The sequence below is a fragment of the Cellulomonas sp. URHD0024 genome (assembly GCF_000426185.1).
GTDB lineage: Bacteria > Actinomycetota > Actinomycetes > Actinomycetales > Cellulomonadaceae > Cellulomonas.
Genome location: NZ_KE384505.1, coordinates 366302 through 379120 on the forward strand (window position 1 = coordinate 366302; position 12819 = coordinate 379120).

The following is a 12819-nucleotide window of genomic DNA, read 5'->3' on the forward strand; positions in this document are numbered from 1 at the left end:
GCTCTGGTGGAGTGGCTGGCGGCGCACGGTCTCGCTGGGCCGCTGGAGGAGAGGACACGCGCCGACCTTCGACGCGACGTCGCGATCGCCGAGCAGAACGCATGGAAGGACCGCGTGCCCGCGTGCCTCCGGACGCTTGCTGACGAGATGGTCGCTGCCGGTTCGTGGGAGCAAGTTCGCCCGCGTACTCGTCAGCCTGAAGGCCGCATTCGGCGTTGTGCTCGGAGCCGGGCTGGCACGATGACCGGCATGTGGAAACCAGGTCGGGAGCAACGCGAGCTCCGCAGGCTGCTGAAAGGACGTCCCAGGTTCAAGGTCTTCTTCTCGAAGAGCCTGGTATCGGCCAGCCTGTGGGACTACGGCGAGGACGAGCTCGCCGAGCGCGCCCTGGCAATCGATGACTCGGACTTGCTGTCGATCCAGGCGATCGCTGCGTGGTACGAGGATCCCACCTATCCGCTCCCGGTCGAGGGGCAACGCATCACCCACAACCACGTCACTGCGCTCGCCGCGATCACGTACTTCGAGGGAGCAGTCCGACCCCTCGTCCGAAGTCGCCGACGTCCCGCGAAGAACCGCCCGGCCCGATTCGATCCCGTGCCGCCGGACGCCGCCGCAGGCTTGTGACGCCGGTCCGGGCACGACGACTCGTCCTCGCCGGTCAGCCATCGCGCCTGCTTGAGCGGCGCTCGGTGGTCGTGTGATCCGCGTCTGAGACCACCGTCGCGGCAAGGCCGCCGGTACGTTGTGCGGCGTGATCATCGAGGACTCCGATCCGTCCGTTCTCCGCGTCGCGACGTCGGCTGGACTGCAGCTGGAGTTCGAGAAGGCCTACCCGTACGGGCCTGACGATCCCCACGTCGGCGGCATGATCGTGCGCGCGACGGGCCGTGACGTGCGCATCGAGCAGCAGGTCATCCTTGTGGAATCGGGCGGCCCCGCCGACTTCCTCATCGGGCTGTACGCGGACTTCCGGGGCTGGACCGGGGAACGTGTCTGGCGCTCCCTGGAAGACGAGCTCCGGATCACCGCACAGCACGACGGCCGCGTGCACCTGCGCTGGGAACTGACCCATGCTCCGTACCGAGAATCGCCGTGGACGTTCGCGGTCGGCACTCGCCACGGCGCCGGAGAGGACATCCGGCAGCTGGCGGAAGCGTTCGAGACGCTGCTCGGCCGGCCGGTGGGAGGTCGCTCGCCAGCGTAGCCACCGGGCCCTGGCCGTAGCGCCGTCCGGCAGGGGGCCTTGACGGACGGTCGGCGGCGACGAAGAGACCCGCGGCCCGTGAGGCAGGGCGTCGCCGTGGAGGTGACCGACCCGGTACAGGGACGCACAGAACGGAACTCCTGCTCGGATGCGCAAAGGGATCGGTGCGCAGACCTGCGTGGCACCGCGTCGTCCAGGAACTCGCGGCGGGCGTGGTCAGCACGTGGTGAGCAGCTGTGTCCAACGGAGTGCAATCAGGGAACTACCTGCACGCATCTGTGCAGGTCACGGCGGTAGGACCGTCCTCGATCGACCTCCTCACGCGCGTGTCGGCGGTGGGGTCTGTTCGGGCAGCCCGTGGCGGAGGACGCCGACGGGTTCGGTGAACCGCTCCCGTAGCGAAATCGTTATCGACATCGGTATCGTACGGATCGTCCGGAATCCGACTGTTGTGCCACAGCGTCGGACCCCGATCGGAGAGGAACAACGATGTCCCATTCCAGAACGCTGAGGCGTGCCGCCGCCGTCACCATGGCGGCGATCACCGCCTTCGCGCTGTCGACCCCGCTCGCCCAGGCCCACCCCATGCACTCGACGACCCTGCGCGCCGAGGCCCCCCGAGATCTCGAGATCGGCAGCGCCGTCTGGGGTCAGCGTGACCTGCTCGACTACAACCGCAAGCACCCCACGCAGTTCCAGCGCATCCTCGCCTCCGAGTTCAGCTCGCTGACCCCGGAGAACGACATGAAGTGGGCCGAGGTCCACCCCGAGCCCGGCGTCTACGACTTCTCGGGTGCGGACGCCGTCGTGGCCTTCGCGCGGGCGAACCACCAGGAGGTCCGGGGCCACACGCTGCTCTGGCACAGCCAGAACCCGCAGTGGGTGATCGACGCCAGCGCCACCTGGACCTGCCAAGAGGCGCGCAGTGTCCTCAAGGACCACATCCGTACCGTCGTCGGGCGCTACGCCGGCAAGATCTACCAGTGGGACGTGGCCAACGAGATCTTCCAGGACGACTGGGACGCCGGCGGTGTGCGCCTGCGCACCGAGGCCAACCCGTTCCTCAAGGCGTGCGCCGACGACCCGGTCGCGCTCATCGGTGACGCCTTCCGCTGGGCGCACCGGGCGGACCCCAAGGCGGTCCTCTTCCTCAACGACTACAACGCCGAGGGCATCAACAACAAGACGGACGCCTACTACGCCCTCGCGAAGGAGCTGCTGGCCGACGGCGTGCCGCTCGGGGGCTTCGGCGCCCAGGGACACCTCAGCCTGATGTACGGCTTCGACGAGTCGATGCAGGCGAACTTCGAGCGGTTCGCGGCGCTCGGGCTGCAGGTGGCCGTCACCGAGGCGGACGTCCGCATGCCGCTCGGCGAGGACGGGCAGCCGGACGCCGCCCAGATCGCGCTCCAGGCCGAGCGGTACGACAAGATGCTCCAGGCCTGCCTCAACGTCCCGTCCTGCACGAGCTTCACGGTCTGGGGCTTCGACGACGGGCGCTCCTGGGTTCCGGGCGTCTTCCCCGAGGGCTACGCGACGATCATGACCGAGGACTTCGTCAAGAAGCCGGCCTACTACGCGCTGCTCCAGAGCCTCACCGACGCCACCCCCGGCACGTCCCCGCGAACGCCACCGGGACACCACCGGCCGCCGGGACACCACAGGTAGGACCACTCGATGTGAGCATCGATGGCGCGTGGGCCCGACCGGCCCACGCGCCATCGCTCTGTACAGACCGGTTGACTCGAGTCACAGTTGCCCATACGTTGTCACCCGGCGAAAGCGACTGATCGGCGCAATCGCCGCACTGCGACACGGCGTCGCCCCTCGACGTCGCTCACCGACGAGCGGCGAACGAGAGCCCCCCTGGGCCCTCATGCGCCGAGCCGCCGACGTCCGCACCCCTCGCAGCCGGTGTTGCATCCCCTCGCGCATCCGGCCCTGTGGCGCCCATCGAACGGCAGCCGCCCGCCCGACCGCAGCACACCGCCCGAGAAATGTGGTGCCCCTCCATGACACACGCTCGTACCTCAGCACGCCTTCGGCTGTCGCAAGCAGCCCTCATCGCGGTCGGCGTCGTCGCCGCCTCGCTCGCGGGGGCCGGCGGCGCCCAGGCTTCCGCTCCGCCGACCCCGTCCGGCTGGACCCAGCAGTTCGTCGACGACTTCAACGGCGCGGCGAACACCGGCCTGAACACCGGCAACTGGTTGTACGACATCGGCACCGGCTACCCGGGCGGCGCGTCCGGCTGGGGTACCGGTGAGATCGAGACGATGACCAACAGCACCGCGAACGTCTACCAGGACGGCGCAGGAAACCTCGTCATCAAGCCGATCCGTGACGGCTCGGGCCGCTGGACCAGCGGCCGCGTCGAGACGCAGCGGACCGACTTCGCCGCACCGGCCGGAGGCAAGCTCCGCATCGAGGCGCGTCTCCAGCAGCCGAACGTCAGTGGGGCGGCTGCCGCTGGCTACTGGCCGGCCTTCTGGGCGCTCGGCGCCGCCGCCCGCGGCACCGGTGCCTCCGGCTGGCCCGGGATCGGCGAGATCGACATCATGGAGGACATCAACGGCCTGAGCTCGGAGTTCGCGACGCTGCACTGCGGCACCTCTCCGGGCGGTCCGTGCAACGAGACCACCGGCATCGGCAGCGGCCAGCGAGCCTGCTCCGGCTGCCAGACGGGCTTCCACACCTACGCGATGGAGCAGGACCGCAGCGTCTCGCCGGAGCAGATCCGGTTCTACCTCGACGGGAACAACTTCTTCACCATCGCCGCCAACCGCGTGGACGCGACGACGTGGAACAACGCCACGCACCACGGCTTCTTCCCGATCCTCAACGTGGCGATCGGCGGCGGGTTCCCGGCGGCGTTCGGCGGCGGTCCGACCGGCTCGACCCAGTCCGGTGTACCGATGGTGGTCGACTACGTCGCGGCCTACACCTCCGGCGGATCCACCGGCGGTGGTGGCGGTGGCGGCGGTGGCGGGACAGCCACGGCCGGCTCGATCACCAACGCCAACGGCCTGTGCCTGGACAACAACGCCGCCAGCACCGCCAACGGCAACAAGGTCCAGGTCTGGGGCTGCAACGGCACCGTCGCGCAGAGGTGGACGTTCGTGCAGGCGGGCACGACCCTGCACGTCCAGGGCAAGTGCCTGGACACCTCCGGCGGCGGTACGGCCAACGGCACCAAGGTGCAGCTGTGGGACTGCAACAACACCGGCGCCCAGGTGTGGATCCCGGGGGCCAACGGGTCCTACCGGAACCCGCAGTCGAACCGGTGCCTCGACGACCCGAACGGGTCGACGACGGCCGGGACCCAGGTGCAGATCTGGGACTGCAACGGCAGCGGCGCCCAGAACTGGACGCTGCACAGCTGACCCCGTACCGGGGAGGCCTCCGGGCCTCCCCGGTACGTCCCACGCCAGTCCGGAAGACGACTGGGGTCGACGGGGACGGCTGTCCGGGGTCAGATGGGCGGTGGAGGAACGCCGAACCGGGGGAGGGTCGATGACGACGAGCGACGGGCGGACCACCGACGACCGCACCACCGACGACCGCACCACCGACGACCGCGTCCCCGTCGCCGGCAGCGAGCGCCGGACGGCGACCCGTGTGCCGGTCACCGGGTCGCAGCAGGCGACCGTCACCGTGGTCCTGCGTCGACGCACGCCGCTCCCGTCGGTCGAGTCGCTCGAGAGCCCGCTCAGCAGCGAGGCGCTCGCCGAGCGGTTCGGCGCCGATCCGGGCGACGTCGCGACCGTCTCGCAGGTCGTGCAGGCCGCCGGGCTTCGGGTCGAGGAGACCTCGACGGCGTCGCGGACCATGCGGGTGACCGGGACGGTCGACGAGCTGAGCACCTTCTTCGGCACCCGCCTGTACGAGGCCACGGTCCCGGGGCAGGAGCGAACGTTCCGCGCGCGTCACGGTGCGCTCACGGTGCCGGGCGCGCTCGGCGAGGTCGTCGTCGCCGTGCTGGGTCTCGACGACCGGCCGCAGGCCTATCCGCGCTCCGAACGAGCAGCGAGCGCCGCGACGAGCTTCACGCCGCCTGAGCTGGCTGCGCTGTACGGGATGCCGGAGTCCGACGGCGCGGGGCAGACCATCGCGATCATCGAGTTCGGTGGGGGCTTCGCCCAGAGCGACCTCGACCACTACTTCGGGGGCCTCGGCCTCCCGACGCCGTCGGTGCGGGCGGTCGGCGTCGACGGGGCGAAGAACGTGCCCGGCAAGGACCCGAACGGCGCCGACGGGGAGGTGCTGCTGGACATCGAGGTCGCCGGCGGCATCGCGCCGGCGGCCCACCAGGTCGTCTACTTCGCACCGAACACGGACGCGGGCTTCCTCGACGCCGTGACGACGGCGACGCACGCCACGCCGCGACCGGTCGCCATCAGCATCAGCTGGGGCCAGAGCGAGGACCAGTGGACGCCGCAGGCCCGGGCCGCCATGGACGATGCGTTCGCCGACGCCGGCGCGCTGGGCATCACGGTGACCTGCGCCGCGGGCGACACCGGCAGCGGAGACACCGATCCTGCGGGCGGGAACCACGTCGACTTCCCCGCGTCCAGCCCGCACGCGCTCGGCTGCGGCGGGACGACGCTGAGGACCTCCGGCGGGAAGGTCACCAGCGAGACGGTGTGGAACTCGAACGGCTCGACGGGAGGCGGCGTGAGTGACGTCTTCCCGACACCCTCCTGGCAGGCGAAGGCAGGCGTCCCGACGCGACCGACGGGAGGTCGGGGCGTCCCGGACGTCGCTGCGGTGGCCGATCCGAACACGGGCTACGAGGTCTTCGTCGACGGCCACGCCGCGGTGTACGGCGGCACGAGCGCCGTCGCGCCGCTGTGGGCGGGTCTCGTCGCGCGCATCGCGCACCTGACCGGCGAGTCGCCCGGCTTCGTCCAGCCCGCGCTGTACGCCGGCGCCGCACCCGGCACGGCGAGCACCGCGCTGCGCGACATCACGAGCGGCAACAACGGCGCCTTCGCCGCAGGTCCGGGCTGGGACGCGTGCACCGGTCTGGGGGTGCCGGAGCCGGCCACCGCAGCCGTGCTCGGCGCCGGCGGCTGACGATCCCGCTGCGACGAAGATTCGGGCCACCGATCCGTCCCGGCTCCACGGCGGTAGGCTCCAGGTTCGTCGGCGATCAATCTGGGGACGATCCTGCCGTGGCGGTACACCGAGACGCCTGGCGGCATGTCACCATCGGCGGAGCACGGCTACGGGCGGTGCAGGCAAGGGCGCTGCGGGGGGACGCGGAGCCCGTCAGAGCACCTGGCACTCCGGCAGCGGGGTCCGTGGACCCGAGCCGGCCAGGGCGCGCGCCCGAGGCACGGCGCGCTGCGCCGTAGTCGCGGTGCGGATGCTGCGAAGGAGGAGAAGTGGCACGAGGAGGTCAACGCGGGTCGGGTCGCGCCCATACGGCGCCCGCGGCCCAGCGGCGTCCTGCCCCGCGCCCCTCCGAGCAGGGGATCATCCCGGTGCTCGCGGAGGTCGCCCGCGAGGTCGACCGGGCGGTGCAGCGACCGCCGACGCGCCCGGCGATGCGCACGAAGTTCCAGGTCGTGGCGCTGCTCGTGCGCGAGGAGCGGGCGCGGGTGATGGCCGATGCAGGGCTGAGCACGTCGCGACGTACCGAGCAGCTCAAGCGGCTCGACGGGGTGGCGACGATGCTGGCCCGGACTGCCGCCCGGGACACCTCGCTGCTCGAGCTGCTCGCCGAGGAGGCCCGGGTCTCCGACGCGGCGCGCAACTACAAGGCGACGCTCATGCGTGCCGGCGGGCTGGAGCCCGCGGAGGAGCCTGCGCCACCGCCGCCGGTCGCCCCTCCGCCGGGGGCAGCGACCCGGGTGGTGCCCCGGTCCGTCATCTCGCGACAGCTGGCGAACCCGTTCCTCGCTCCGGACTACGAGGCCGCGGCCGAGCGGACCGCGACCCGAGCCCGTCGACTGGCCGGCTGGGAGCTCCTCGAACCGCTCTTCCGGTCGTTCGAGCGGGCCGCGACCGGCGCGCCCGCCTGCATGCAGCTGCCCGAGCCGCGCTGGGTGCCCACCCCGGCCGGCCGCGAGCTGATGCCGCACCAGGCCCAGGTCGTCGCGGCGACGGTCGGCGGCCACCGCACGTTCCTGCTCGCCGACGAGCCGGGTCTCGGCAAGACCGCCCAGGCGCTGCTCGCCGCGCAGGCCGCCGACGCGTACCCGCTGCTGGTCGTCGTCCCCAACGTGGTCAAGACGAACTGGGCGCACGAGGTGGGGCTGTGGACGCCGTTCCGCCGGTCCACGGTGGTCCACGGCGACGGTGAGCAGGTCGACGGGTTCGCGGACGTCGTGATCGTGAACTACGAGCTCCTGGACCGGCACGTCGGGTGGCTCGGCGACCTCGGCTTCCGCGGCATGGTCGTCGACGAGGCGCACTTCATCAAGAACAAGACGTCCCAGCGCTCCCAGCACGTGCTCGCGCTGTCCGAGCGGATCCGTGCGCGCGTCGCCCGGCCGCTGCTGATGGCGCTCACCGGCACCCCGCTGATCAACGACATCGAGGACTTCCGGGCGATCTGGCAGTTCCTCGGCTGGATCGACGACAGCAAGCCGCTCGGCAAGCTCCAGGCGGCGCTCGAGGAGACCGGGCTCACGCCCGCCGACCCTGGCTTCTACGCCGCGGCGCGGGCCAGCGTGATCGACCTGGGCATCGTGCGTCGTCGCAAGGTCGACGTGGTTGCCGACATCCCGGCCCGTCGGGTCGCGGACCTGCCGGTCGAGCTCGACGGACCCGTGGGCCGCTCGATCCGCGCCGCCGAGGCCGCGCTCACCGCCCGGATGGTCGGGCGCTACCGGTCGGCCCTGGAGTTCCGTGGCGAGGGTGCCGCCCTGGACGGGATCGACGACGAGCTCGTCCGTCAGGTGGCGGCGGCGGAGCTGAAGGACTCGAGCTCGAAGGCCGGCGGCGAGAACGTGTTCACCATGGTCCGTCGGATCGGCCAGGCCAAGGCCGGGCTGGCCGCCGACTACGCCGCTCAGCTCGCGCGCAACGTCGGCAAGGTCGTGTTCTTCGCGAAGCACGTCGACGTGATGGACCAGGCCGAGCAGACCTTCGCGGACCGCGGGATCCGCTACGCCTCGATCCGCGGCGACCAGACGACGAGGACGCGCAACAAGAACATCGCGTCGTTCGTCGACGATCCCGAGGTGCAGATCGCCGTGTGCTCGCTCATGGCGGCCGGCGTCGGGCTGAACCTCCAGGTCGCCTCCAACCTGGTGCTCGCCGAGCTGTCCTGGACCGACGCGGAGCAGACCCAGGCCATCGACCGGATCCACCGGATCGGTCAGGACCAGCCCGTCACCGCGTGGCGGATCATCGCCGCGCAGACCGTCGACTCCAAGATCGCCGAGCTGATCGACAGCAAGGCGGGACTGGCCGCGCGGGCGCTGGACGGGGCACCGGAGGACGAGGGCTCGTCGTCGACGGACGTCCAGCTGGAGACCCTCGTCGGGCTGCTGACCGATGCCCTCGCCGTGGGCGTGGTCTGAGAGCCACGCCCACGGCTGGGACGTCAGAGGCCGCGCGCGGACCGCGCCTGGTAGTACGCGGAGGACGCGGGCCGCCAGAGCAGCACGAGGATCACCACGGCGAGCACGACCGAGACCAGCTGCAGCGCGATCGCCGGGCCTGCCGAGTTCGACAGGCTCAGCAGGGTGCCGACGACACTGAGGGCGCCGAGCACCGTCGAGACGATCCGGGCCCAGGACCGACCGGCCCCGTTGGCCGCAGCCATCCAGAGCCACACGATCACGGCGACCAGTCCGAGGACCGTCGCGAACACCAGGCCCGCCGTCACTGCGGTGTCCACCTCGTCTGCCGTGAGGGCCGGCCCCGCCGCCGCCACCTTGTCGTGCAGCTGGCTCTTGGTCGCCCAGCTGACGACGATGCCGAGCAGGCTCAGCGCGGCACCGACGTACATGAGCTGCACGGCCCGAGTCAGGCTTGACGGACGCTCCACAGGTTCCTGCGCCTGCGGCTGGTACTGGGGTGCGACGGGCATCGAGGGCGTCGACTCGGGGTCGCCGTACGTCATGGGTGCTCCTGAGAATAGATGTCGTGTGAACGTTTGCCTCCGGACGCTACCGGGTTCCGGCGGAAAGATCAGGGCATAGGGGGACATTTTTTCCGCGACGTCGCCGGGCAGCCTGGTCACGGTGGGCGTGGATCGCTCGTGCGCGATCGTGCAGGGCAGAACTGGTCAGGCGCTGCCGGCCCGGGCGAGCAGATGTGCCCGTTCGGCCCCGTTCGTGGTGAGCTCGGCGGCGCGCCGGAACTCGGCCCGCGCCTCCGCGGAGCGGCCGAGCTTGGCCAGCAGGTCGCCGCGCACGCTCGGGAGCAGGTGGTAGCCGCGCAGCGCGACGACGTCGAGCAGGTCGTCGGTCACTGCGAGGCCGGCCGCTGGTCCGTCCGCCATCGAGACGGCGACCGCGCGGTTCAGCTCGACGATGGGCGAGCGGGTCAACGTGACGAGGTCGCCGTACAGGGCGGCGATCTGGGCCCAGTCGGTGTCCTGCGCGCGGGGTGCTCGGGCGTGGCAGGCCGCGATGGTGGCCTGGATCGCGTAGGGACCGGCGCCGCCGAGCTCCTGCGCCCGACCGAGCGCGGCGAGCCCGTGGGTGATCAGGAGCCGGTCCCAGCGGCTGCGGTCCTGCTGGTCGAGCGTGACGATCGAGCCGTCGGGCCCGGTGCGGGCCCGCAGGCGGGACGCCTGGATCTCCATCAACGCCACGAGGGCGTGCGTCTCCGGCTCGCCGGGGGCCAGCGCGGCGAGCATGCGGCCCAGGCGCATCGCCTCGTGGCACAGCTCGGCGCGCGCCCACTGCTCCCCGGAGGTCGCGGTGTAGCCCTCGTTGAAGACGAGGTAGACGGTCTCGAGCACGGAGCCGAGGCGGGCGCCGAGCTCCTCGCCCACGGGGACCTCGAACGGCACGCGCGCCTCGGTGAGCGCCTTCTTCGCCCGCGTGATCCGTGCGGCCATCGTCGTCGTCTGCACCAGGAACGCGCGCGCGATCTCCTCGGTCGACAGTCCGGCGACCATCTTCAGGGTCAGGGCCACGCGGGCGTCGACCGACAGCACCGGGTGGCACGCGGTGAACATCAGCCGCAGGACGTCGTCGTCCACCCGGGGTTCGAGCTCGATCTCGCTCGTCGGATCCGGGTGGTCACCGAGCTCGCGACCGAGCAGCTCGACCTTTCTGCGCAGGGTCACGGCGCGACGGATCGAGTCGACGCCGCGGCGGCGCGCCACGGCCATGAGCCAGGCGCCCGGGTTGTCCGGGACGCCTGACTCGGGCCACTGCTCCAGCGCCGCGACGAGGGCGTCCTGCGCCAGGTCCTCCGCCAGCCCGACGTCGCGCACCACCCGGGTCAGGCCCCCGATCAGCCGGGCGGACTCGATCCGCCAGACCGCGTCGATCGCCTGCTGGGTCGCCGAGGTCACCTGAGGTCTGCGCGCGCCTGCTCGTCGGCCGCCGCGAGATCCGCGGGGAACGCGTCCCCGAAGTCGTCGGCGTCGAGGATCTTGCGGAGCTCGACGTGGCTGTTGCGCAGCGGCGAGCGCTTGACCCACTCGACCGCCTCGTCCATCGACGCCACCTCCCAGATCTGGAATCCGGCGATCAGCTCTTTCGTCTCGGCGAACGGGCCGTCGATCACCGAGCACCTGCCGTCGCCGTCGAAGGCGAGCCGCTTGCCCTTGCTGGTGGGCTGCAGCCCGTCGGACGCCAGCACGACGCCCGCCTCGACCAGCGTGTCGTTGAACTGCTCCATCGCCACGAAGTCCTCCGGGGAACCGAACTCACCGGACTCGGACTGCTCCGTCGCCTTGCCCAGAACCAAGACCCTCATCGTCGTGCTCCTTCGCGTCCGCCCAGGATCGGCCCGATTGACCACATCCACTCTGGCTCGCCCGAGCGTCGAACGGGAAGAGCGGAAATCGACAGGGTGTCCGAGCGACCCGACCTCGATAGCCTCGAGCATGATCTGGCTCGAGGTCGTCGGATGGGCCGGGTCGGCCCTCGTCATCGTGTCCCTGATGCAGGCGCGCGTGCTGCGCTTCCGGGTGCTCAACCTGATCGGCGCCCTCCTCGCGGCGGTCTACAACGCGATCATCGGGGTCTGGCCCTTCGCCGCCATGAACGCCGTGATCGTCGTCATCGACGTGTACTGGCTCGTCAAGCTGCTGCGCGAGCGGCACGACGAGACCGTCTACTCGGTGGTGGAGGTCGACGGCGACGACGCGTACCTGCAGCACGTGCTGCAGGTGCACCAGGAGGACATCGCGAAGTTCCAGCCGTCGTTCACGAGCGACGGGACCGGTGCGGCGTTCCTCGTGCAGCGTGGCGACGAGACCGTCGGCGTGGTGGTCGTGCGGGATGCGGGCGGCGGGGTCGGCCGGGTGGAGCTCGACTACGTGACGCCCCGGTTCCGGGACTTCACGCCGGGGGAGTTCGTGTACCGGCACAGCGGCGTGTTCGCCGCGCACGGCCTGCGGTCGCTCGTCGTCGACGCCCTGCCGCAGAACCAGGACTACCTCCAGCGCGTCGGCTTCCGTCCCGGGCCGGCGGGTTGGACCCGAGCGGTGGACGTCGCCGCGTAGGCCTGACGTTCGCGTGGACAGCGGTCAGCAGCCCCACAAGACTGGACGCACACACAGGGCAGCGCCCACGACGAGGAGGCCCGATGGCTTCGTTCGGCCGGTCCGACGACCTGCAGGGTGCCGAGTTCCGCTGGGTGAACCTGCGGGGAGCCCGGTTCGTCGAGGCCGACCTGTCCGGTGTCGTGATGCGCGCGGTCGACATCGCGAACGCCGACATCGACGCACCCTGGATCACCGACGGGGAGAGCTCGTTCTGGGTCAACGGCGTGGACGTCGCGCCGCTGGTCGACGCCGAGCTCGACCGGCGCTTCCCGGGCCGCGAGCAGCGCCGAGCAGCGGATCCGGAGGGTCTGCGGTCGGCGTGGGCGGCCGTCGAGCGCACCTGGGCAGCCACGCTCGAACGCGTCGCGACGATGCCGCCCGGCACGGTCCACGTGTCCGTGGGCGGCGAGTGGTCGTTCGCGCAGACTCTGCAGCACCTGGTGATGGCGACGGACACCTGGCTGGGCAAGGCGATCCTGCAGCTCGAGCAGCCGTTCCACCCGATCGGCCAGTCCTACACGACGGACCAGACCGAGGACGCGCCGGTGCCCTCGCAGGACGGCCCGTCGTACGAGGAGGTCCTCGAGGTTCGCGCGGGCCGGGTGGCGATGGTGCGTGACTTCGTCGCGACCGTGACGTCGGAGCAGCTCGACGCCGAGCGTGCGAACCCGCACGACCCCGACTACCCGGAGACCGTCCGGCACTGCGTGCAGGTGATCCTCGAGGAGGAGTGGGAGCACCACCGCTTCGCCGTCCGCGACCTGGAGCTGATCGGGAAGCTGGTGTGAACGCGCCGAGCAGCGGGCCGTTCATCCCGCGGGTGCCGACGGCTCACCCGCTGTTCGCACGGGTCGCCGAGGGTGGAATCGGCCGCTCGGGGCGGGTCGCGGCGTCATGCCGGTCGACGTGCGGCCCCGGCGGTGAGAGGGTC

General features: G+C 71.3%; 11 protein-coding genes. 8 read left to right on the forward strand and 3 right to left on the reverse strand.

The features are described from left to right. Positions 1–6: 6 nt before the first annotated feature. The 6 genes from I847_RS26900 to I847_RS0117985 all read left to right on the forward strand — a co-directional run bounded on the left by I847_RS26900 (position 7) and on the right by I847_RS0117985 (position 8736). Positions 7–627: a hypothetical protein gene (locus tag I847_RS26900; protein WP_155856214.1), complete on the forward strand. Its 621-nt coding sequence runs from the start codon at positions 7–9 to the stop codon at positions 625–627. 127 nt (positions 628–754) lie between these two features. After that, a complete protein-coding gene (locus I847_RS0117965; RefSeq protein WP_051275042.1) occupies positions 755–1207 on the forward strand; it encodes a DUF6228 family protein in 453 nt (150 codons plus the stop codon). Between the two features lie 489 nt (positions 1208–1696). Then, complete coding sequence (locus I847_RS0117970; RefSeq protein WP_028050789.1) at positions 1697–2875, forward strand: endo-1,4-beta-xylanase; 1179 nt, start codon at positions 1697–1699, stop codon at positions 2873–2875. A 344-nt stretch (positions 2876–3219) separates the two neighbouring features. Beyond that, a complete protein-coding gene (locus I847_RS24710; RefSeq protein ID WP_034610854.1) occupies positions 3220–4587 on the forward strand; it encodes a glycoside hydrolase family 16 protein in 1368 nt (455 codons plus the stop codon). A gap of 130 nt (positions 4588–4717) precedes the next feature. Further along, on the forward strand, positions 4718–6280 hold the full coding sequence (locus I847_RS24715) for a protease pro-enzyme activation domain-containing protein (protein ID WP_051275043.1): 1563 nt from the start codon (positions 4718–4720) through the stop codon (positions 6278–6280). Positions 6281–6591: 311 nt separating this feature from the next. Continuing rightward, positions 6592–8736 carry a DEAD/DEAH box helicase gene (locus tag I847_RS0117985; protein ID WP_028050790.1) on the forward strand — a complete coding sequence of 715 codons (2145 nt, stop codon included), beginning with the start codon at positions 6592–6594 and terminating at the stop codon, positions 8734–8736. A 23-nt stretch (positions 8737–8759) separates the two neighbouring features. Here I847_RS0117985 and I847_RS0117990 read toward each other — a convergent pair whose 3' ends face one another. The 3 genes from I847_RS0117990 to I847_RS0118000 all read right to left on the reverse strand — a co-directional run bounded on the left by I847_RS0117990 (position 8760) and on the right by I847_RS0118000 (position 11095). Continuing rightward, on the reverse strand, positions 8760–9281 hold the full coding sequence (locus I847_RS0117990; RefSeq protein WP_028050791.1) for a hypothetical protein: 522 nt from the start codon (positions 9279–9281) through the stop codon (positions 8760–8762). Positions 9282–9446: 165 nt separating this feature from the next. Then, positions 9447–10688, reverse strand: coding sequence for an RNA polymerase sigma factor (locus tag I847_RS0117995; protein ID WP_028050792.1), 1242 nt, complete (start codon positions 10686–10688; stop codon positions 9447–9449). After that, complete coding sequence (locus I847_RS0118000) at positions 10685–11095, reverse strand: YciI family protein (protein WP_028050793.1); 411 nt, start codon at positions 11093–11095, stop codon at positions 10685–10687. Before I847_RS0118000 ends, I847_RS0117995 begins: the two co-directional genes overlap by 4 nt. A 130-nt stretch (positions 11096–11225) precedes the next feature. Here I847_RS0118000 and I847_RS24720 point away from each other — a divergent pair, with 130 nt between their 5' ends. Together I847_RS24720 and I847_RS0118010 are read left to right on the forward strand one after the other, a co-directional pair. Further along, positions 11226–11846 carry a hypothetical protein gene (locus I847_RS24720; protein WP_034610856.1) on the forward strand — a complete coding sequence of 207 codons (621 nt, stop codon included), beginning with the start codon at positions 11226–11228 and terminating at the stop codon, positions 11844–11846. A gap of 83 nt (positions 11847–11929) precedes the next feature. Beyond that, positions 11930–12676 (forward strand): DinB family protein, encoded by a 747-nt coding sequence (locus I847_RS0118010; RefSeq protein WP_028050794.1) that lies wholly within the window; start codon positions 11930–11932, stop codon positions 12674–12676. Positions 12677–12819 lie beyond the last annotated feature (143 nt).